The organism is Micromonospora mirobrigensis (assembly GCF_900091555.1).
GTDB classification, from domain to species: domain Bacteria; phylum Actinomycetota; class Actinomycetes; order Mycobacteriales; family Micromonosporaceae; genus Micromonospora; species Micromonospora mirobrigensis.
The window spans coordinates 763,135-783,546 of sequence record NZ_FMCX01000001.1; the positions used below are offsets into that span (position 1 = coordinate 763,135).

17 protein-coding genes are annotated in these 20,412 nt (G+C 73.6%); 5 read left to right on the forward strand and 12 right to left on the reverse strand.

Annotated features, from left to right (window positions below):
* Positions 1–20: 20 nt before the first annotated feature.
* The gene (locus tag GA0070564_RS03585) at positions 21–2,597 is read left to right on the forward strand and encodes a transposase (RefSeq protein WP_091602365.1); all 2,577 of its coding nucleotides are present in this window, start codon (positions 21–23) and stop codon (positions 2,595–2,597) included.
* Between the two features lie 131 nt (positions 2,598–2,728).
* Positions 2,729–3,952: an ABC transporter substrate-binding protein gene (locus GA0070564_RS03590; protein WP_091602368.1), complete on the forward strand. Its 1,224-nt coding sequence runs from the start codon at positions 2,729–2,731 to the stop codon at positions 3,950–3,952.
* Positions 3,953–4,052: 100 nt separating this feature from the next.
* Here GA0070564_RS03590 and GA0070564_RS03595 read toward each other — a convergent pair whose 3' ends face one another.
* The 4 genes from GA0070564_RS03595 to GA0070564_RS03610 form a co-directional block, all read right to left on the reverse strand.
* Entirely contained in the window at positions 4,053–4,646 is a 594-nt protein-coding gene (locus GA0070564_RS03595; protein ID WP_088969745.1) for a GTP-binding protein, read from the reverse strand.
* Between the two features lies 1 nt (position 4,647).
* Positions 4,648–5,028 carry a DUF742 domain-containing protein gene (locus GA0070564_RS03600; RefSeq protein ID WP_091604510.1) on the reverse strand — a complete coding sequence of 127 codons (381 nt, stop codon included), beginning with the start codon at positions 5,026–5,028 and terminating at the stop codon, positions 4,648–4,650.
* Positions 5,029–5,126: 98 nt separating this feature from the next.
* Positions 5,127–5,531, reverse strand: a complete 405-nt coding sequence (locus GA0070564_RS03605; protein WP_091338268.1) for a roadblock/LC7 domain-containing protein — start codon at positions 5,529–5,531, stop codon at positions 5,127–5,129.
* Complete coding sequence (locus tag GA0070564_RS03610; RefSeq protein ID WP_091602371.1) at positions 5,528–9,118, reverse strand: sensor histidine kinase; 3,591 nt, start codon at positions 9,116–9,118, stop codon at positions 5,528–5,530. Before GA0070564_RS03610 ends, GA0070564_RS03605 begins: the two co-directional genes overlap by 4 nt.
* Before the next feature lie 343 nt (positions 9,119–9,461).
* Between GA0070564_RS03610 and GA0070564_RS03615 the strand changes: the two genes are divergently transcribed.
* Positions 9,462–9,917 carry an ATP-binding protein gene (locus GA0070564_RS03615; protein ID WP_245669801.1) on the forward strand — a complete coding sequence of 152 codons (456 nt, stop codon included), beginning with the start codon at positions 9,462–9,464 and terminating at the stop codon, positions 9,915–9,917.
* Here GA0070564_RS03615 and GA0070564_RS03620 read toward each other — a convergent pair whose 3' ends face one another.
* Together GA0070564_RS03620 and GA0070564_RS03625 are read right to left on the reverse strand one after the other, a co-directional pair.
* A complete protein-coding gene (locus GA0070564_RS03620; RefSeq protein WP_091602377.1) occupies positions 9,918–10,994 on the reverse strand; it encodes an adenosine deaminase in 1,077 nt (358 codons plus the stop codon). It lies immediately after the preceding gene.
* A 58-nt stretch (positions 10,995–11,052) separates the two neighbouring features.
* Positions 11,053–11,466 carry a PPOX class F420-dependent oxidoreductase gene (locus GA0070564_RS03625; protein WP_091602380.1) on the reverse strand — a complete coding sequence of 138 codons (414 nt, stop codon included), beginning with the start codon at positions 11,464–11,466 and terminating at the stop codon, positions 11,053–11,055.
* 58 nt (positions 11,467–11,524) lie between these two features.
* Here GA0070564_RS03625 and GA0070564_RS03630 point away from each other — a divergent pair, with 58 nt between their 5' ends.
* On the forward strand, positions 11,525–12,028 hold the full coding sequence (locus tag GA0070564_RS03630; protein WP_091602385.1) for a MarR family winged helix-turn-helix transcriptional regulator: 504 nt from the start codon (positions 11,525–11,527) through the stop codon (positions 12,026–12,028).
* Between the two features lie 3 nt (positions 12,029–12,031).
* Positions 12,032–12,904: a putative RNA methyltransferase gene (locus tag GA0070564_RS03635; RefSeq protein WP_091602388.1), complete on the forward strand. Its 873-nt coding sequence runs from the start codon at positions 12,032–12,034 to the stop codon at positions 12,902–12,904.
* Positions 12,905–12,911: 7 nt separating this feature from the next.
* On the opposite strand, the gene GA0070564_RS03640 is transcribed toward GA0070564_RS03635, so the two are convergent.
* The 6 genes from GA0070564_RS03640 to GA0070564_RS03665 form a co-directional block, all read right to left on the reverse strand.
* Positions 12,912–13,592: a DUF4272 domain-containing protein gene (locus GA0070564_RS03640; RefSeq protein ID WP_091602391.1), complete on the reverse strand. Its 681-nt coding sequence runs from the start codon at positions 13,590–13,592 to the stop codon at positions 12,912–12,914.
* A 111-nt stretch (positions 13,593–13,703) separates the two neighbouring features.
* Entirely contained in the window at positions 13,704–14,984 is a 1,281-nt protein-coding gene (locus GA0070564_RS03645) for a thymidine phosphorylase (RefSeq protein WP_091602394.1), read from the reverse strand.
* A 156-nt stretch (positions 14,985–15,140) separates the two neighbouring features.
* Positions 15,141–15,845: a cytidine deaminase gene (locus GA0070564_RS03650; RefSeq protein WP_091602397.1), complete on the reverse strand. Its 705-nt coding sequence runs from the start codon at positions 15,843–15,845 to the stop codon at positions 15,141–15,143.
* Between the two features lie 148 nt (positions 15,846–15,993).
* Positions 15,994–17,274 carry an ABC transporter permease gene (locus GA0070564_RS03655; protein ID WP_091602400.1) on the reverse strand — a complete coding sequence of 427 codons (1,281 nt, stop codon included), beginning with the start codon at positions 17,272–17,274 and terminating at the stop codon, positions 15,994–15,996.
* A 2-nt stretch (positions 17,275–17,276) separates the two neighbouring features.
* Positions 17,277–18,635, reverse strand: a complete 1,359-nt coding sequence (locus GA0070564_RS03660; protein WP_091602403.1) for an ABC transporter permease — start codon at positions 18,633–18,635, stop codon at positions 17,277–17,279.
* The gene (locus GA0070564_RS03665; RefSeq protein WP_342672525.1) at positions 18,632–20,269 is read right to left on the reverse strand and encodes an ABC transporter ATP-binding protein; all 1,638 of its coding nucleotides are present in this window, start codon (positions 20,267–20,269) and stop codon (positions 18,632–18,634) included. The genes GA0070564_RS03660 and GA0070564_RS03665 overlap by 4 nt, the downstream gene beginning before the upstream one ends.
* Positions 20,270–20,412 lie beyond the last annotated feature (143 nt).

A 20,412-nucleotide genomic window follows, 5' to 3' on the forward strand; every position in this document is an offset into this window, starting at 1 on the left:
TTGCTGGCAGAGAAAGCCTTGTGTCCCGGGAGGAGGACGACGCCGTGGCGCTCGTGCGCGTGTACTGCGGTCTGGCCTCGGCGGATCCGGCCGACCGGCCGGCCTCGGCCGGATCGGCGCTGACGTCAGCTGTGGTCGACGACGCAGGCCGTCTGCTTCATGTCTGTGAGATCGGCGACGACGCGGCGGGTTACGCCCGGCTGGTCACCCTGCTCGTGGAACGGTCGGGCGGGCCGAGCGGTGCGGCGATCGCCGCGGACAGCGACGACCACACGGTCACCGCGCTGCTCAGCGCCGCCGGTCGGCCGCTGGCCATCGCCGACGACGACCTGGTGGACGACTTCGCCGAGCGCTTCGCCGACGACGACTCCCTTGAGGAGATGCAGTCCCCGCCGGCCGAGCGCCGGGCCGTGGGCCTCGCGCGCGCCCTCCAGGCCGGCGCCCTCTCCGCGGTGACCCTCCCGGCGCCGCGCGACCTGGCCGGCTACAAGCAGGTGCTCTCGGCGCACGCCGCGCTCTCCAGCGGCCGGCACTCCGCCGCCGTCGCCCTGCGTGAGGTGCTCCGCGAGCTCTACCCGGCCGCGCTGCGGGCCTACCCGGACCCGGCCGACCCGGTGACGCTGGCCGTGCTCGACGCGCTGCCCGAGCCCGGCATGCTCGGCCCCGGCCGGGAGTCCGCCGCCGACGCCGTGGTGGCCCACCTGGCCGCCGACGGCGTCGCCGACGTCGCCGAGATCGGCGACGCGGTGACCGCCCTGCGGGTGGCCGTCTCCGAGACCCCTCGCCGGGCCACCGTGAACCGTTCCCTCACCTCCGCCGTCGCCGAGACCGTCCGGCAGGCGGTCGCCTCCGTCCGGGCCTGCGACGCGGGCTGCGAGGCCCTGGTCGGCGCGCTCGACGAGCGGGTCGCCCCGGCCCCGGGCCGGCGGGCCGCCGCCCGGCGCGGCGACCCGGTCGGCGACCTGCCCGCGCTGGCTCCCGCCGGCGGAGGGCTGCGCGCCCTGCGCGGCGGTGGTGACCCCCAGCCGGCGCCGTCGGGTGGTCGGCGCAGCCGCCCGGAGCCGGTCTCCGGCACCGGCATGCCGACCGCTCCCCGTCCGCTCGGCCCGCCCCCGGTGGCGCCGGTGCCGGTCACGCCGCCTCCGGTGGCCCCCGCGCCGGTCACCCCGGTCGCGCCGGCCGCCGGTCCGGGCGCCCCGATCTCCGCCCCGCCGTCCCGCGGCGAGCCCGCCGCCCCGGCCGCGCGCCGGCTGGAGGCTCCGGCCAACCGGCCGGTCTCCGCGCCGCCGCCCCCGCCGCCGGGCATGACCCCGATCGCGCCCGCCCAGCGGGGCAAGGTGCCGCCGGCCGAGGCCGGTGAGCCGTTCCGCCCGACGCTGACCACGGCCGCGATCAACAGTGCGCGCGCCGAACGGCAGCGGACGGTCATCCCGCCGCGGCCGAAGACCACTCCGGACGAGCCGCCGACCGGCGGGTTCAGCGCCACCGACCTGAGCGTGCCGGTGCCCACCCCCCGGCCCGGCCAGGAGCCGACGGCCGCGCCGGGCTCGCGGGCCAACTGGCCGCTGGTCAACACCGGCGACGAGCTGGCCGACAAGGCTGCCGACGCCCCGGCCGGACACCCCTACCGGGACCGTGCCGAGCGCAAGGTCGACGCGCCCACCGACCCGGGCACCGGCCGTAACCGGGTGACCCCACCGTGGCTCGCCGACGACCTGCCGCAGGAGCCGCCGATGCTGCGGCTGGTGGAGCCACCGCCGCTGGCCGACCGGGCGCTGCGCGAGGGCTCGGGCCCCGCCACCGACCCGCGCCTGGAGACCCCGCCGCTGCGCCTGGTGGACCGTGCGCAGCCCGGCCGGGAGGACCTCGGTCGTGGTTACACCGCCCACGGCGACAGCGGCCGTGGTGACCTGGGCCGGGCCGACCTGAGCCGTGGCGACACCGCCCGCAGCGACCTCGGCCGTGCCGACCTGGGCCGAGCTGACACCGGTCGCGGTGAGCTGGGCCGCGGCGACCTCGGTCGTGGTGAGCTGGGCCGTGGCGACAACGGCCGTGGCGACCTCGGCCGCGGGGACGCCGGACGCGGGGCACCGCCGCTCACCGCCCGCGGGCCGCTGGAGCACCGGCCGGCGCCGACCGAGTTCCGGCCCCCGCCGGTCGCCGACGACGGCGACGGCGACCTGCTGATCTTCGCCGCCGCCAAGTCCGCCTGGTTCGTCGGGCACTCCGACGAGACCGACCTGGACTGGTCGAGCACCGCCGACACCGGATGGCAGGCCGCCGAGAAGGCCGCCCAGCCGGCGGTCAGCGCGGCCACCGAAGCCGGGCTCCCCAAGCGGGTGCCGCAGGCCAACCTGGTGCCGGGCTCCCCGCTGCGCGACGAACGTCCGCTGCGGATCGTCCGGGACGCGGCGAGCCTCGCCGAGAACACCACCGGCTACTTCCGCGGCTGGCGCCGGGGACAGGAGATCGGCGGGTTCGCCGTCGGTGGCCGCCCGGGCCGCGAGGCCGCCGGCGGGTGGGACTTCAGCCGCGACACCGGCGACCGCGACGACGATCGTGAGTACGAGTACCGCTCCGCCGGTTACCGCTCCTGACCGCCGAGTAACCGCCTCCCACCTGCGTGTTCCTGCCCACACCCGGAGAAGTTGACGCCGGGTGAGGACGGCCGGGAGCATACCCGGCGGAACAGCCGGCGGCAGGACGCCGGGGTGGGAAGGCGACTGCGATGGCGACACCGGCAATTCACCCGTCCACGCTGACCCGCCGGGGGCTGCTCGCCGCCACGGCCGGCAGCCTGCTGCTGAGCGGCTGCGGGCGGGACGACCAGGGCGAGCCGCGTACCGGCGGCAGCCGCGCCCCGGACAACCGGGAGATCGTGGTCGGCGCCAGCCTGGAGCTGAGCGGCCCGGGTGCGGCGCTCGGCGTGCTTCAGGAACGGGCCCTGCGGATCACCGCGGACGAGCTCAACATCGACGGCGTGCAGGTCGGCAACCTGCGCCGCAAGGTCCGGGTGGTGCTGCGCGACAACGCCAGCGATCCGCGTACGGCCGCCCGGCAGGCGCGCGAGCTGGCGCTGTCGGACAACGTGCACGCCCTGATCGGCGGCACCCTCGCCGAGACGTCGATGGGCATCATCGCCCAGGCGCAGGAGATCCGGATCCCGTTCATCTCCCTCGCGTACGGCGACGGGATCGTGCTGCCGTTGGCCGACCGGACGTACGTCTACAAGGTCACCCCGGACTCCCAGGACGTCGCCGCACGGCTGGTCCGACTGCTCGTGGCCAAGAAGCACCGCCGGGTGGTGCTGGTCGCCGGGCACGGGCTGCACGGTGACGCAGGTGTGGCGGCGATGACCCGGGCGACGGCGGCGGCGGGCGTGGACCTGGCCCGGGTCGTCCGGCTGCCGCGTACCGGGCAGAACTTCCGGCCCACGCTGCGCGAGGTCGCCGACCGGGGGCCGAAGGCGATCGTGGTCTGGTCGCACGCGCCGGACACCGGCGAGGCGGCCCGGACGCTGCGGATCGTGGGCTACCGGGGACCGCTCTACTTCGACCCGGCGGCGGTCGCCGAGGAGACCATGCAGGAGCGGAACCTCAGCTCGGTGGAGGGCGCCTACGCCATCCACCCGATCTCGCTCGGCGGGTCCACCCTCATGAACACCACCAACGCCGCGCTGGCCCGGCGGGACTTCGCGTTCCGCTACATCCAGCTGTACGGGGGGTTCAGCGGCTTCGCCCCGTACGCCTCCGACGCGCTCACCCTGGTCACCGACGCGGCCCGGGCCTCGGGCACGGTCGACCGCGGCCGGATCCGGGCGTTCCTGCGTACCCAGGTGTCCGAGGGCATGGCCGGGGCGTACGCCTTCTCCCCGAGCCGCCACAGTGGCCTGGAGCGGGACTCGCTGGGCGTCTATCAGGTCAGCCGGGGGGCGTGGACCCGGGTCTCCTGACCCGCCTCCACCGTGGACGGCCGGTTCCGCCACGGCGGACGGCGGAAACACGAAGCGCCCGGCGCCGGTGGGAACCGGTGCCGGGCGCCTACGTTTCAGCTCAGGCGGGCGCGACGGCGCGGGAGCGCCGCATGGTCAGCACGTACTCGACCAGCGAGATCAGCACGTGCTTGGTGGACTCCCGGTTACGCGCGTCGCAGGCCACCACCGGGACGTCACTGGAGATGGCGAGCGCCTCCCGGACGTCCTGCGGGTCGTGGTACTGCATCCCGTCGAAGCAGTTGATGGCCACCAGGTACGGCAGCCGCCGGTGCTCGAAGAAGTCGATCGCGGCGAAGCAGTCGGCCAACCGGCGGGTGTCGACCAGCACCACGGCGCCGATGGCACCCCGGACCAGCTCGTCCCACATGAACCAGAACCGCGTCTGGCCGGGGGTACCGAACAGGTACAGGATCAGGTCCCGGTCGATCGAGATCCGGCCGAAGTCCATCGCCACCGTGGTCGTCGTCTTGCCCGGCACCTGCCGGGTGTCGTCGACGCCCACGCCGGCGGAGGTCATGATGGCCTCGGTGGTCAGCGGTGTGATCTCCGAGACCGAGCCGACCAGCGTCGTCTTACCGACGCCGAAACCACCGGCGATAACGATCTTCGCCGACGTCACTCGCCCGCTCGGGGTCGGCGGGCGGTGCGACATGTCAGAGCCTGCGAAGTCCACTCAGCACCCTCTCCAGCAGTTCAGTGCCCATCGCGTCGTCCGAGTCGTCCAGAATGGTCGGCTCGTGGACCGCGACCAGGCCATCCGTCGCCATGTCGGCGATGAGCACCCGGGCCACGCCGAGCGGAAGCTGCATCCGCGCCGCGATCTCGGCGAGCGACTGCACACGTCCGTCACACAGCGCGGCGATGTACTGGTGCTCACGGCCGCCGCCCCCGCCAGATCCACTGGCAGTGGCGCGGCCGCGCACCGTCGTCTCGACGAGCGCCTCCAGCGCGATGTCGAGCCGGGGACGGGTACGACCGCGGGTCACGGCGTATGGACGGACCAACGCTCCGGTCGGTTCGTCACGATCGGCCATGTCGCCGCTCACCTCCTTCGTACCCGTGCCGGCTCGCACCGGTGAAACCCGTCGTTGTGTCGTTGTTGCTCCGCCTGACCGGCCGGTCAGCGCGACGTTCAGCCCATCATCCCGACGGCCGTGCGGGGCTGCGGGGTGAGGGCCTCACCCACCCGGTCGACCAGCAGCGCCATCTCGTAGCCGACCTGGCCGACGTCGCAGCTGCGGGCGGCCAGCACGGCGAACGAGGAGCCGTCCGAGATGGACATCAGGAACAGGAAGCCGTTGTCCATCTCGACCACGGTCTGCAGGACGGCGCCACCCTCGAAGCAACGGGCGGCGCCCTGGGTCAGGCTGACCAGGCCGGACGAGATGGCCGCCAGCTGGTCGGCCCGGTCCCGCGGCAGGTCCCGCGACGACGCCAGGAGCAGACCGTCCGCGGAGACGGCCACCGCGTGCGCGACACCGGGTACCCGGTCGGCGAAGTTGGCGAGCAGCCAACCGAGATCCTGAGTGGTTGTCATCGTTGTTGCTCCTTCTGCCCGCTCCCGGCCACCGGGCCTGAGCCAGACTGCGAGGACTGCTGCCCACCCGGAGTCCCCTCCGGGGTGGTCGAATTGCCGTCCGACGGGTGGCTACGGCCGCGCTGCACGCCTCGATGGTAGGCCGACAGCAGGCCGCGTACGGCCTCCGGCGTCCGCCGCTGCACCGGGGCGGTCGGCTTCTCCACGGCACCGGGCACCAGCTGCGCCATCGGCTTCCGCTTCGGCAGGCCCTTCTGGGTGGTCTCGGCGACCGGGACCTCGCTGGCCGCCGAGGCCGCCCGCCACCCGTCGTCGGCGGAGGTCTGCCAGCCACCGGGCGGCGGCGACGCCGTACGGCGGTTCGGCAGGCTCTCGGCGAAGCCGGGTCGGGCGCCACCGTTGACCGGGCCGCTCGCCCGCGGGGGTCCGCCGGCGGTCGGCGTGTTTGCCATCGGTGGGTTACCTGTCGTCGTGCCGGGGGCGGCGTTCTGGGCGGCGCGGCCGTTGGCGTCGACCGCGGCGAACTGCTGGGTCGGGGCGCCGTTGCCACCGGCGGCCGGTGCGGCCTGAGCCGCCTCCTCCGGACCCGGCCGACGGGTCCGGAACCAGGCCGACTCGAGCTCCCGGAAGATCGGCAGCTCCATGGTCTCGTCCGCGTACCGCTGGCGGTTCGGGCCCTGCTGCGGCGGGGCCGGCCGGGCGGCGGCCGGGGCAGGGGACGCGGTCACCGGCGGACGGCCGGTGGCCGGCGGAGCCGGGGTCTCCGGGCGGGAGACCCGGGGCAGCTCCGAGGTCATGTCGAGCGACGCGGCGAGCCGCTCCGGCACCGGCGGAGCGGCGGTCTCGCGCTCCGGCGCGGCGACCGGCGGCCAGACCGGCGGGGCGGGTGTGGCCGGGGTGCCGGTGAGCGGCCGGGACGGCGCGGCACCGACCGGCGGCCCGGAGACCGGCGGCGCGCCGGCGGCCGGGGCCGCCGACACCGGCCGGGTGGGCAGTGGCTGGCTCTGCTCCGGCGCGGCGGAGACCGGGCGGCTCGGCAGCGGCAGGCCCGAGGTCGGCAGGCCCGAGACGGGACGGCTCGGCAGCGGCAGGCCCGAGGTCGGTACGCCGGAGACCGGACGGCTCGGCAGCGGCTGACCGGAGGTCGGCACGCCCGAGACGGGCGGGGACGACACCGGGGGCAGCGGCGGCGCGGAGACCGGCGGCGGAGTGTACGGGCGCGCCTCCGGGCTGCTCGGCAGCTGCCGCGGGATGGTCGGCTGCTGTCCGGTCACGGCCGGGTCGTCGGAGCGGCGCTGCGGCAGCGGGTCGATCGGCTGACCGTTGGTCGAACGCGGACGGAACGCGTCGCTGCCGTTGGTGCCGCTGGCGCCGGTCAGGTCGGACCAGGCGGGCAGCGACCCGGCCGCGGCCGGCGTGCCGTTGCGCGGGGCGGGCTCGAACGGCCGGCCGCCGAGGGTGAGCTGGTTGCCCGACGGCGAGGTGCCGGGGTGCGCCGGCAGGTTGCCCAGGGCCGGCAGGGCGCCGAAGGTCGGGGTGGGACCCGACTGCTGCGGGGCGGGGCCACCCGGCGGGAGCGCACCGGGCTGACCGCGACCGGCCAGGGCCCGGGGCACCAGCACGGAGGTGGGCAGGCCCACCTCGGCCACCGTGCCCCGGTCGACGCCCGGCCGCAGCTCGACCTTGACGCCGTGCCGGGAGGCCAGCCGGGCGACCACGACCAGGCCCATCATCCGGGAGACCGCCACGTCGACCTGCGGCGGCGTGGCCAGCCGCTCGTTGAGGTCGTGGAGCTGCTCGGCGCTGATGCCGATGCCCCGGTCCTCGACGTAGAGGGTGGCTCGGTCGCCCATCCGCCGGGCCTCCACCATGACCTGGGAGTCCGGCGGGGAGAAGGCGGTGGCGTTGTCGAAGAGCTCGGCGACCAGGTGCACCAGATCGTTGACCGCGTGGGCGGCCACCTCGATGTCCCGGTCGATCGAGCCGAACTCGATCCGGGTGTAGTGCTCGACCTCGGACTGCGCCGCGCGGAGCACGTCGATCAGGGCGGCCGGCTCGCGCTGCACGCGGGTGGAGTCGGCGCCGGCGAGCACGAGCAGGTTCTCGTCGTTGCGGCGCATCCGGGTGGCCAGGTGGTCGAGCTGGAAGAGTTCGGCCAGCCGGTCCGGGTCCTCCTCACCGCGCTCCAGCCGGTCGAGGTGGCCGATCAGCCGGTCGACCAGGATCTGCGACCGGCGGGCCAGGTTGACGAACATCGTCGCGACCGACGCCCGCAGGGCGGCCTGCTCGGCCGCGGTCCGGACGGCCTCCAGGTGGACCGCGTTGAACGCCTCGGTCACCTGGCCGAACTCGTCCTTGCTGCGGACCGGGAGCGGCTCGGCGATCTGGTTCGCCAGCTGGGCCGGCGAGTGCTGGCTGGCCAGCTGCGGGTCGCGCAGCCGGGCCACCGCCTGCGGCAGGCCGAACTGGGCGATGGAGAGCGCACCCTGGCGCAGGTCGCGCAGCGACCGGGCCATCGAGCGGGCGACCAGGTAGGCGAAGAGGATGGCCAGCAGCAGCATGCTGAGCAGCAGGCCGGTCTCCAGGAAGACCTGGCGCTGCACGTCCGAGCGGAGGGCGTCGGCGTTCCGGACCACGTCGCCGTCGAGCTTCGCCTCGACGGACCGGAACAGCCGGGCGTTGGCCACCATGGCGGCGTCCCACTGGTCCGGCCCGAAGGGGGCCCCGGCCATGCTGTCGGTGGTGTTGGCGCTGACCCAGCCGCTGTAGTTGTCGGCCTCGCGCTGGTCGGAGCCGGCGACGGTCTGCTGGAAGAACTCCTTCTCGGAGTCGTTGGCGACCGCGCGGAAGCTCTGCAGGGCCTGCTGCTGACCGGTGTCGGTGGCGATGAAGTCCTTGCGCAGGGTGTCGGTGAACGCCTTCTGGTTCAGCGCCCGGTGCACCACGACCCGACGCAGGGAGAGGTATTCCTTGGCCCGGGCGGTCGCCGCGGCGGCCCGCATCCGCTCGCTCAGGTCGTTGTCACCGGCGAGCTGGGTGGCCGAGTCGCGGATGTCGAGCAGGTCGTTGATCAGGCCCTCGTACGCCTGGACCGTCTCGGTCGACTTGAACCGGCCGTTGTAGACCTGGCTGCGGGTGCCGGGCAGGTCCTTGAGGTTCTCGTCGATCCGGTCGAGGAGCGCCTCGAAGCTCGCCGGCAGGTCCTCGATCTCGAGGCGCTGCTGGAGGTACGGGGTCCTCGCCTGGTCGACCCGCTGGTTCACCCGGTTGTACGCCCCGCGGTACTGCTCCTGGGCCTGGCCCTTGTCGGCGCCGAGCAGCAGGACGGCGGCGGTGCGCTCGTCCTGGAGGCTGTTGACCAGGTCGCCGGAGTAACCGACGAGGTTGGCCAGGTCACCGGCACGGTTGGCGTTGTTGAGGGTGTCCAGGTGGTCGACCAGACCACTGGTGCCCACGACGACCGTGGCGATGGTCGGCACGATCATGATGAGACCGAGCTTGGACCAGATCGGCATGTCGCGAAGCCGACCGGCCGGCCGGCGCAGACGCGACAGGAAGGAGCCCGCCGTCTTCGGCCGTTTGCTCACGTCACCGCCCTCGCGATCACAGCTTCCGTGCGTTGCCTCGGGCAACGCCCAGCGACCGACCCGGCGGGTCGGACCCCCGGCATTCCATCACGCCGCCCCGTAAAGAGAAAGCCCAGGTTGGCCCTCGCTCCGGGTGTGATGAGATGTTGCTGCAATTTGCTCGCAATCCGTCTGGCCGGAGTCACCGAACGTCATGGAACACCCGCACCGCGTTGTCCTCCTGGCCGGCCCCTCCGGCTCCGGAAAGTCGTACATCGCGCAGCGAACCGGACTTCCGGTGCTCTGCCTGGACGACTTCTACAAAAATGGCGATGACCCTACGTTGCCGCGCCGCGATGGCCTCGTGGACTGGGAATCGCCGCTGTCCTGGGACGCCGACTCGGCGGTGGAGACGATCGCCCGGCTGGCCCGGCACGGCACGGCCGACGTGCCGGTCTATGCGATCGGCGCGGACCGCCGGGTGGCCAGTCGGCCATTCGACGTGGCCGGATCGCCGATTTTCGTGGCCGAAGGGATTTTCGCCGCGGAGATCGTCGAGGAGTGCCGCCGCCGGGGCCTGCTCGCCGGGGCGTACGCGCTGCGCCGCCCGCGCGGGGCGACCTTCCTACGGCGGCTCGCCCGGGACCTGGCCGAGCAGCGCAAGGCGCCCCGGGTGCTGCTGCGGCGCGGCGTGGCGCTGCTGCGGGAGGAGCCGGCGGTGCTGCGCCGGCAGACCGGGCTGGGCGCCGAGGCGGCCCGGGCCCGGGAGGTGCTCCGGCGGGTGGCCGACCTGCTGCCCGGCCACCCGCACCAGCACTGATCAGTCCAGCAGCTTCGCGTACGCCGGCTTGATCACCTCGTCGATGATCCGAAGCCGCTCGTCGAACGGGATGAAGGCGCTCTTCATGGCGTTGATGGTGAACCACTGGAGCTCCTTCCAGCCGTAGCCGAAGGCCTCCACCAGCAGCGCCATCTCCCGCGACATCGAGGTGCCGCTCATCAGCCGGTTGTCGGTGTTCACCGTCACCCTGAAACGAAGGTCACGCAGCAGCCCGATCGGGTGCTCGGCGATCGAGGCGGCGGCCCCGGTCTGCACGTTCGACGACGGGCAGAGCTCCAGCGGGATCCGCTTGTCCCGCACGTACGCGGCCAGCCGGCCGAGCACCGGCGGGTCGCCGGGGGTGATGTCGTCGACGATGCGTACGCCGTGGCCGAGCCGGTCGGCGCCGCACCACTGGATGGCCTGCCAGATCGACGGCAGCCCGAACGCCTCGCCGGCGTGGATGGTGAAGTGGAAGTTCTCCCGCTGGAGGTATTCGAAGGCGTCCAGGTGCCGGGTGGGCGGGAAACCGGCCTCGGCGCCGGCGATGTCGAAGCCCACCACGCCGGAGTCCCGGTGCCGCACGGCCAGCTCGGCGATCTCCTGCGACCGGGCGGCGTGCCGCATCGCGGTGAGCAGGGTGCCGACCCGGATCCGCTGCCCCTGCGCCGCGGCCTGCTCGGTGCCCTCGGCGAAGCCGGCCAGCACCGCCTCGACCACCTGGTCGAGGGTGAGGTCCCGCTCGAGGTGCTGCTCGGGGGCGAACCGCACCTCGGCGTAGACCACCCCGTCGGCGGCCAGGTCCAGCGCGCACTCCCGGGCGACCCGGCGCAGCGAGTCGGCGGTCTGCATCACCGCGACGGTGTGGGCGAAGGTCTCCAGGTAGCGCTCCAGCGAACCGGAGTCGGCCGCCTCGACGAACCAGCGGCCGAGCGCCTCCGGGTCGGTGGTGGGCAGTTCGTGGCCGACCTCCGCGGCCAGCTCGACGATCGTCGCCGGGCGCAGTCCGCCGTCGAGGTGATCGTGCAGCAGCGCCTTCGGGACCTTGACGATGTCCTCGTATCGGATAGCGACCATGCTCAGACACTAGTCAGCCGGTCGGTCGCCCGGTGACGGGCCCGCCGGGGTGACGTGGTCAGGGGCGCCAGCCGTACACCCGGTCGACGGTGAGCCGGAGGACCAGCCGCCCGTCGGCGACCATGGCCGCCCGGTAGTCGGCCCAGTCGGGGTGCTCGCCGCGGATCCGGCGGTAGACCTCGACCAGTTCCTCGACGGCCCGGGCGTCCGGGGACGTCGCGGCCGGGCCGACGGTCACGGTCCCCTCCGCCACCGCGTACGCCCCGCCGTCGGGGGTGGTCACGTGGAAGCTGGCGCGGGGGTCGCGGCGCAGGTTGCGCACCTTGGCCCGGTCGCCGGTGGTGGAGCAGCGGATCAGGCCGGGCTCGGCCAGGTAGTCGAGGTTGGACAGCTGCGGCCGGCCGTCCCGGCGCAGGGTGACCAGCACCCCGCGCCCGCGTTCCCCGAACAGCTCCCACAGGCTGGTTGACATGTCACCTACCGTAGGGCGCGCCTGAGTGACATGTCAACAATCGGCTAGCATCGGCGACATGACCGAACCGCGCTGGCTGGACGAGCGGGAGGAGCGGGCCTGGCGCGGCTACCGCCGGATGCGCCGCCTGCTCGACCTGGAACTGGCGCGCGAGCTGGCGCAGGACGCCGGGCTCTCCGAGCCCGACTACGACGTCCTCTCCGACCTCTCCGAGACCCCCGGCCAGCGGCTGCGGCTGAGCGAGCTCGCCGACCGGATGCTCTGGTCCCGCAGCCGGCTCTCCCACCACCTCGGCCGGATGCAGCAGCGCGGCCTGGTCACCCGCGAGGAGTGCACCGACGACGGCCGGGGATCGGTGGTCGCGCTCACCCCGGCCGGCCGGCAGGCCATCGAGGCGGCCGCGCCCGGACACGTCGCCGCCGTCCGCCGGCACCTGATCGACCTGCTCAGCCCCGAGGAGGTGACGGCGCTCGGCACGCTCACCCACCGGGTCGTCGACCAGCTGGCCGGCTCCCGTCGACCGCCGAACGCCGCGGCGACCGATCCCACCCCGGAGGGCTGACCCGTGGACCCGCGCATCCTGGACCGGCTGCGCTGCCCGGTCTGCGGCGAACCGCTGGCCGAGGCGACCGCCGGCTCCGCCCAGGCCCTGCGCTGTCCGCGCCGGCACAGCTTCGACCTCGCCCGCCAGGGGTACGTCAACCTGCTCGCCGGGCGGGCCCCGCACGCCGGGGACAGCGCCGAGATGGTGGCCGCCCGGGCCGACTTCCTCGCCGCCGGGCACTACCGGCCGGTGGCCGCCGCCCTGGCCGCCACCGCCCGGGAGCTCCTGACGGACGACGAAGGGGCGGTCGAGCCCACGGCGTACCCCCTGGTGGTGGATGCCGGCGCCGGTACCGGCTGGTACCTCTCGGCGGTGCTGGCGGCGCTGCCCGACGCCGTGGGTCTGGCGCTGGACGTCTCCAAGCCCGCGCTGCGCCGGGCGGCGCGGGCCCACCCGCGCGCCGCGGCGGCCCTCGCCGACACCTGGCAACGCCTGCCGCTGGCCGACGCCTCGGCCGCGGTGCTGCTCAACGTCTTCGCCCCCCGCAACGGCGCCGAGTTCCACCGGGTGCTCGACCCGGCCGGCGCCCTGCTGGTGGTCACCCCGGACGCCGAGCACCTCACCGAACTGGTCGACGCGCTGGACCTGCTGCGGGTCGACCCGGCCAAGGCGGACCGGGTGGCGGAGAGCCTCGGCGCGCACTTCACCGAGGAGTCGTCGGTGCCGCACCGGACCCGGCTGGCACTGACCCGCACCGAGGTGGCGACCCTGGTCGGGATGGGCCCGAGCGCGTGGCACACCGACCCGGACCGGCTCGCCGGGCGGATCGCGGCGCTCCCCGAGCCGGTCACCGTCACCCTCGCGGTCCGCCTCGGCGTGCACCGGCCCCGCTGAAGCCGGATCAGGTGGAGAGGTCGACCTCTTCCCAGCCCGGCGGCTCTTCGTGGTACGGCCCGCGCAGCATCACCGCCCACTCCAGGGCCCAGCGGCGCTGCCCGATGGCGTTCGCGTCGACCAGCCCCGGCACCGGCCGACCCGCCTCCTCCAGTTCGAGGTAGGCCCAGTCCAGGCAGTAGTGCAGGTCGAGCAGGGCCGCCGCGTCGGCGGGGTGCTGCGGCACGGCCAGGATCCGGGACCGCCAGTGCGCGAAGGACTCCCCCGCCGCGATGTTCGGCATCAGCTCCACCAGGTGCTCGTCCACCGGCACCGTCGGGTCGAGCTGCTTGGTCAGCCCGAGCACCCAGCAGAGCGAGAAGAGCGCGTCGTGGTGCAGCACGAACGACCGGTGGTCGCCCTTGCCGCCCATCACGAACTCCCACTCCGGCGGGGTGACCATCTCCACCAGGTGCGAGTTGAGCAACCAGCTCATCGCCGCCTGCGGCGGCATCCCGAAGCAGCGGGCCAGGATCAGGTGCAGCACCGCGATCCGGGCCTCGATCTCCCGGAGCGGGCGCAACTCGATCTCGTCGCCGGGCTCCCAGACCAGCGGGAACTGGCTGGGCGGCAGTGGCAACCCCAGTTGGGTCAGCTCCTCCAGGCTCGCCTCACGGACGGCCCGGGGGTCGGGGGCGGGTACAAGCACGGCTGAAGGTCCCTGTCTGCTCACGTGGCTCATCGCCGGTCGATCCCCCCTGGCCAGGGAGGATAGCGCCCACCGGGCTCCGGTGGGCAGCCACCCCGCCGTCGGCGTGGCTCAGCCGATCCGCTCGATGACCAGGGGCGCCCGCTCCCCCGCCGCGGGCGCGACGGTGACCGCCCGGGCCGCCTCGGCGAGCGCGGCCGGCAGCCGGCCGGCGTGCTCGGCGCGCAGCTCGTACAGCGGGTCGCCGGCGCGTACCGGGTCGCCGGGACGCTTGTGCAGCACCACACCGGCGGGGATGCTCACCGGGTCCTCCTTGCGGGCCCGGCCGGCGCCGAGCCGCCACGCGGCCACCCCCATCGCGTACGCGTCGATCGAGTCGACGAAGCCGTCGGTCTCGGCGCGGACCACCTCGACCTCGGGCGCGGTGGGCATCGGCGCGTCCGGGTCACCGCCCTGGGCGCGGATCATCCGCCGCCAGGCGTCCATCGCCCGCCCGTCGCGCAGCGCCGCCTCCGGGTCGGCGTCGGGCAGGCCGGCCGCGTCGAGCATCTCCCGGGCCAGGGCGAGGGTCAGCTCCACCACGTCGGCGGGACCGCCGCCGGCCAGCACCTCGACCGACTCGGTCACCTCGACGGCGTTGCCGATGGTCAGGCCGAGCGGGGTGGACATGTCGGTGAGCAGGGCGACCGTCTTCACGCCGTGCGCGCCGCCCAGCTCGACCATGGTGCGGGCCAGCTCGCGAGCGTCGTCGACGTTCTTCATGAAGGCGCCGGAGCCGACCTTCACGTCCAGCACCAGCGCGCCGGTGCCCTCGGCGATCTTCTTGCTCATGATCGAGCTGGCGATCAGCGGGATCGCCTCCACGGTGCCGGTGACGTCGCGCAGCGCGTACAGCTTGCGGTCGGCGGGGGCGAGCCCCTCGCCGGCCGCGCAGATCACCGCGCCCACGTCGCGCAGCTGGGTGATGAACTCGTCGTTGCTCAGCGCGGCCCGCCAGCCAGGGATCGACTCCAGCTTGTCCAGCGTGCCGCCGGTGTGCCCGAGGCCCCGGCCGGACAGCTGCGGCACCGCGCCGCCGCAGGCCGCGACCAGCGGGGTCAACGGCAGGGTGATCTTGTCACCGACGCCGCCGGTGGAGTGCTTGTCGACGGTCGGCCGGGACACCGGGGAGAGGTCGAGCCGCTCCCCACTGGCGATCATCGCCGCGGTCCACCGGGCGATCTCCGGCGCCGTCATCCCGCGCAGCAGGATCGCCATGGCCAGCGCCGACATCTGCTCGTCGGCCACCAGCCCCCGGGTGTACGCGTCGACCACCCAGTCGATCTGCGCGTCGCTCAGCACCCCCCCGTCCCGCTTCACCCGAATGACATCAACCGCCGCAAAAGCACTCACCGCTGAGCTTCCTCATCCCTAGCTGTTAACAAGATCGGGCACGAACGCCGCACGAACCGACCGCCGGAACCACGACGGGCTCGGGCCGACCGTCCCCGGCGCAGGGATCAAGCCTGACCGCCCGGAGCCGGGGACGGTCGGCCCGAGCCCCCAACCTCAGGACCACCGAACCGGAACCTCCATCGGCGGCTCCCCCTCCCCGGCCCAGAAGATCGTCCCCGACGCGTCCACCACCACGACCCGGGGCGTACGCGCCAACCCCCAGGTGATCGCCTCCGCCGGGTCACCCCAGCTCGGCCCCTCCTCCAGCACCCCGGTCTCGGCCTCGGCGTCGTCGCCCGCGGACCGCTCCCAGTACGCCGTCCAGACCTGCTGGCCGGCGGAGAGGTCCGGGTGCACGAAGACCGTGCCGCGCCCCCGCCAGGCGGCCAGCCGGTCGGGCACCACCGGCACCGGGTGCTCGCCGACGACGGCGTCGAGGTCCTCCACCCCGAAGGCGTGCGGCAGCAGCTCCGCCATCCGCAGCGGGCCGCCCTTGGCCTCGACCAGGCACTCCGGGCCGCCGTTCTCCCAGAGCAGCTGCCGGCACCGGCCGCACGGCATCAGCGGCTCGCCGGTCGCGTCGACGCAGGAGAGCGCGACGAGCCGGCCACCGCCGGTGGCGTGCAGCGAGGAGACCACCCCGCACTCGGCGCAGAGGGTCACCCCGTAGCCGGCGTTCTCCACGTTGCAGCCGACCACCACCCGGCCGTCGTCGACCAGGGCGGCCGCCCCGACCGGGAACTTGGAGTAGGGCGCGTACGCGTGCCGCATCGCCTCGACGGCGGCGGTGCGCAGGCGCTCCCAGTCGATCTCGGTCATCCCGTCATTCTCCTCAACTCACCCCGGTCGACCTCGGCCGGGTCCCGGCCGGTGTCCCCGGCTCAGGCCTGTCACCTGGGCCGACGTCGGCAGGAAACACGATGCCCGGCGGGAAGGTTCCCGCCGGGCACGGTGCGTGCTACCGGGCTCAGCCCTTGATGTACGGCTTGCCGTCCGCAGCGGGCGCCCGGACCCGGCCGACCAGGCCGGCCACCGCGAGGATCGTGGCGAGGTACGGCAGCATGGCCAGGAACTGGCTCGGGATGCTGCTGCCGATCGCGCCGAGGTAGGTGGCGAGCTGGTCGGCGAAGCCGAAGAAGAGCGCCGCGAGCAGCGCCCCGGTGGGGCTCCACCGGCCGAAGATCAGCGCGGCCAGGGCGATGAAGCCCTTGCCGCCGATCATGTTCTTGGTGAACGAGTAGAGCGCCAGCGTGTAGGAGGCGCCGCCGACGCCGGCGACCAGCCCGGCCATCAGCACATTGCGGTAGCGCAGCCGGAGCACCTTCACGCCGAGCGTGTCGGCGGCGGTGGGGTGCTCACCGACCGACCGGGTCCGCAGGCCCCACCGGGTACGGAACAGCGCGATGTGGATGACCAGCACCAGCAGCAGCCCCAGGTAGAGGAAGATGTTGCCCCGGAACAGCGCCGGACCGATCAGCGGGATGTCCTTGAGCAGCGGGATCTCCCAGTTGGAGAAGCGCGGCGCGCTGTTGTACTTCTGCGCGTCGGTCTGCATCAGCCGCTCGTAGAGGAAGCCGGTGACGCCGACCGCCAGCAGGTTGAGCACGATGCCCATGACCACCTGGTCGACCAGGTACCGGATGGCGAAGACGGCGAGCAGCAGGGAGATGAACGCGCCGCCGATCGCGGCCGCCACCAGGCCGACCCAGACGCTGCCGGTGATGCTGCCGAAGAGCGCGCCGGAGAAGGCGCCCATCAGCAACTGGCCCTCGATCGCGACGTTGACCACGCCGGACCGCTCGCAGAGCACCCCGGCCAGCGAGCCGAAGATCAGCGGCAGGGCCAGGATGAACGTGCCCCGGACGATGTTGACCAGCGGCATGAAGTTGCGGCCCTCGGGGGCGGCGGAGACCTGCCAGCACAGGAAGCTCAGCACGAAGGCGACCAGCCCGACGCCGAGCACCAGCGTGAACCAGCGTTTCGGCAGCCCGGCCAGGAGGGCGGCGCCGGCCGCGGCGGCGATGATCCCGAACAGGATGGCGCCGACCGTGCCGTTGATCTCCAGGGCGGCCCCGCCCTCGGTCTCGCTGAGCGTGAACCGGGCCTGCTCACCGGTGGCGAGCGCACCGAACAACCCGGTCGCGAGCAGGCCCAGCGCCAGCAGCACGGCGCCGGTCTTGCGGGCCCGCGTCCAGAAACCCTCGTCGACCGTGGTCACGGCGACCTCGGGGACAGCGGTGGTGGACATGCTCACCAGCCCTTCGCGAGGCTCGTCTGCAGCCGGGCCGCGCGGGCGGCCCGGAGCTGGAAGATCGCCTTCACCAGAGCGGGCGCGGCGATGAAGATGACGATGAGCGCCTGGAGCACGGTCACCAGCTCCAGCGAGATCCCGGAGTACGACTGCATCCGGTTGCCGCCGGCCTGGAGCGCACCGAAGAGCAGCGCCGCCAGCAGCACGCCCCACGGCTTCACCCGGCCGAGCAGGGCGACCAGGATGCCGTCGAAGCCGATCTGCGCGATCACCAGCGGGGTCAGCGCGTTCGCGGTCGAGCCGAGCACCATGTTCGAGCCGCCCAGTCCGGCCAGCAGGCCCGAGATCACCATGACCAGCACGTACGTCTTGGTGACGCTGATCCCGGCGGTCCGCGCGGCGTCCGGGTTCTCGCCGACCGCGCGCAGCTCGAAGCCGAGCGTCGAGCGGTTCAGCAGCCAGGCGATGAACCAGGTGGCCAGCACCGCGACCAGGATGCCGGCGTGCACCCGCAGGTTGTCGCCGAGCAGCCGGGGCAGCTGGGCGGAGGAGTCGACCGGCTTGCTGATCGCGTCCGACCGGTTCGGGTTCTGCACCCCGGCCTGGATGATGATCCAGGACAGGAAGTAGACCGCGACGTAGTTGAGCATGATCGTGTTGATCACCTCGTGGGCGCCGGTGCGCGCCTTGAGGATGCCCGGCACGAAGCCCCAGAGCGCGCCGCCGAGCGCGCCGGCGATCAGCGCGACGAGCAGGTGCACCCCGGGCGGCAGCGGCAGCGCGAAACCGGCCACGGCGGAGAGGATGACGCCGATGGTGGCCTGGCCCTGCGCGCCGATGTTGAACAGGCCGCCGCGGAAGGCGAGCGCGACCGCCAGACCGGTGAAGACCAGCGGCGCGGTGTAGGTGAGGGTCTCCGAGATCGGACCCATCGCGGCGGTGAAGCCGACCGCGTCCGGGTCGAAGATCGCGCCCTTGAACAGGTTGGCGTACGCCTCGCTGACCACGGTCCAGCTCGCGTTGAGCGCGTCCGCCGGGCGGGCGGTGATGTAGCTGTAGGTGGCCAGCACCTCCGGGTCGGAGACGATGATCAGCACCGCGCCGACCAGCATCGCCAGCAGCACGGCGAGCACGGTCACGGTGACCGTGTTCGCCGCCCAGAGGTTGTCCAGGAAGAGCCGGCCCAGGGTGGGGCGGGGCCCCTCGGCGGCGGGCTGCTTCGTGGCGGTGGCGGGCACCGCGCGCTCGGTGTCGGCGGCGGGCGCGGACGGCGTCGCCCGGGCCTCGCTGCGCGCCTCCTGCGCCTCGGTCGCCGGCTCCTTGTCCGGGGAGCCCGACACCGGGTTCGGCTTGCTCATGCCTCGTCCTCTTCGACAGGGGCCTGGGTGACCGGCGCGGCGCCGGCCGTACCGGCGGGGGCGTCGGTCGTGGTCGCGGTGTCCGGGGTGATGCCGGCCATCAGCAGGCCGATCTCCTCGCGAGGGGTGTCCGGGCCGACCACGCCGATCACCCGGCCGCGGTACATCACCGCGATCCGGTCGGCCAGGCCGATGACCTCGTCCAGCTCGCTGGAGACCACCATGACGGCGGTGCCGATGTCCCGCTCGCGGATGACCCGGCTGTGGATGAACTCGATCGAGCCCACGTCGACACCGCGGGTGGGCTGGGCGGCGATCAGCAGCTTCAGCGGGCGGGACAGCTCCCGGGCCACGATTACCTTCTGCTGGTTGCCGCCGGAGAGGGTGCCGACCGCGGCGTCGGGCGAGGAGGTACGGATGTCGAACTGCTCGACCCGTTCCCTCGCCGACCTGGCGATGGCGTCCGGCTTGAGCGACAGGCCCTTGCCGAAGGGCGGCCGGTCGTAGATGTCGAGCACCAGGTTCTCCGCGACGGAGAACTCCTTGACCACGCCGTCGACGCTGCGGTCCTCCGGCACGTAGCCGACGCCGGCCCGGAGCACCTTCTTGGTCGACCAGCCGTTCACGGTCTCGCCGTCGAGGCTGACGGTGCCGGCGAGCACCGGGCGCAGCCCCATGATCGCCTCGATCAGTTCGGTCTGCCCGTTGCCCTGGACACCGGCGACGCCGAGCACCTCCCCGGCGTGCACGGTCAGGTCCACGCCGTCGACCGCGCGTACCTGCCGGTCGTCGTCGACGACCAGGCCGGCGACCTCCAGGACCGGCTTGCCGGGCTGGGCGACCTGCTTGTCCACGGTCAGCCGGACGCTGCGACCGACCATCAGCGCGGCCAGCTCGTCGCGGCTGGCGCTCGGCTCGGCGGTGCCGACCGTCTTCCCGCGCCGGATCACCGTGATCCGGTCGGCGATCGCCTTGACCTCGCCCAGCTTGTGGGTGATGAAGACGATCGACTTGCCGGCCGCCTTGAGCGACCGCATGACCGTGAGCAGCTCCTCGGTCTCCTGCGGCGTCAGCACGGCCGTCGGCTCGTCGAGGATCAGCAGGTCGACGTCGCGGGTCAGGGCCTTGACGATCTCCACCCGTTGCTGGATGCCGACCGGCAGGTCCTCGACCACCGCGTCCGGGTCGACCCGGAGGTTGTACCGCTCGGAGACCTCGGCGACCTCGCGGCGGGCGCGGCGGCGGTCGAGGAAGCCGGCGATGCCGCCCTTGACCTGTTCCGCGCCGAGCATCACGTTCTCGGCCACCGTGAAGACCGGCACCAGCATGAAGTGCTGGTGCACCATGCCGATCCCGGCGGCGATCGCGTCCGACGGGCCCTTCAGCTTCAGCGGCTTGCCGTCGACCAGGATCTCGCCCTCGTCGGGCTGGTAGAGCCCGTAGAGCACGTTCATCAGGGTCGACTTGCCGGCGCCGTTCTCGCCGAGCAGGGCGTGGATCTCTCCAGGCTCCACCGTCAGGTCGATGTGGTCGTTGGCGACCAGATCACCGAACCGCTTGGTGATGCCGCGCAGTTCGAGTCTCAGCGCAACCTCCTGGAGTGCGAGCGGATGGTGCAGCGTAGCGGCTGCCACGCCGGCCACCGCGCCGGGTGGGGTCGGGGGATGAAGGTGGACCGGCCGCCCCGGCGTCGCGGGATCTTCCCCGCGACGGCCGAGGCGGCCGGATCGTCACACCTGGTTCCGCCGCCCTCCGGAGATGATCCCATTGCCGGAGG

What these genes read in the sequence shown, in the direction of transcription:
- GA0070564_RS03595 (WP_088969745.1), bottom strand. Translation starts at nt 4,646, where the DNA reads ATGTCGCACCGCCCGCCGACCCCGAGCGGGCGAGTGACGTCGGCGAAG.
- GA0070564_RS03625 (WP_091602380.1), bottom strand. Translation starts at nt 11,466, where the DNA reads ATGTCAACCAGCCTGTGGGAGCTGTTCGGGGAACGCGGGCGCGGGGTG.
- GA0070564_RS03630 (WP_091602385.1), top strand. Translation starts at nt 11,525, where the DNA reads ATGACCGAACCGCGCTGGCTGGACGAGCGGGAGGAGCGGGCCTGGCGC.
- GA0070564_RS03655 (WP_091602400.1), bottom strand. Translation starts at nt 17,274, where the DNA reads ATGTCCACCACCGCTGTCCCCGAGGTCGCCGTGACCACGGTCGACGAG.
- GA0070564_RS03600 (WP_091604510.1), bottom strand. Translation starts at nt 5,028, where the DNA reads ATGGCCGATCGTGACGAACCGACCGGAGCGTTGGTCCGTCCATACGCC.
- GA0070564_RS03650 (WP_091602397.1), bottom strand. Translation starts at nt 15,845, where the DNA reads ATGACCGAGATCGACTGGGAGCGCCTGCGCACCGCCGCCGTCGAGGCG.
- GA0070564_RS03605 (WP_091338268.1), bottom strand. Translation starts at nt 5,531, where the DNA reads ATGACAACCACTCAGGATCTCGGTTGGCTGCTCGCCAACTTCGCCGAC.
- GA0070564_RS03590 (WP_091602368.1), top strand. Translation starts at nt 2,729, where the DNA reads ATGGCGACACCGGCAATTCACCCGTCCACGCTGACCCGCCGGGGGCTG.
- GA0070564_RS03660 (WP_091602403.1), bottom strand. Translation starts at nt 18,635, where the DNA reads ATGAGCAAGCCGAACCCGGTGTCGGGCTCCCCGGACAAGGAGCCGGCG.
- GA0070564_RS03620 (WP_091602377.1), bottom strand. Translation starts at nt 10,994, where the DNA reads ATGGTCGCTATCCGATACGAGGACATCGTCAAGGTCCCGAAGGCGCTG.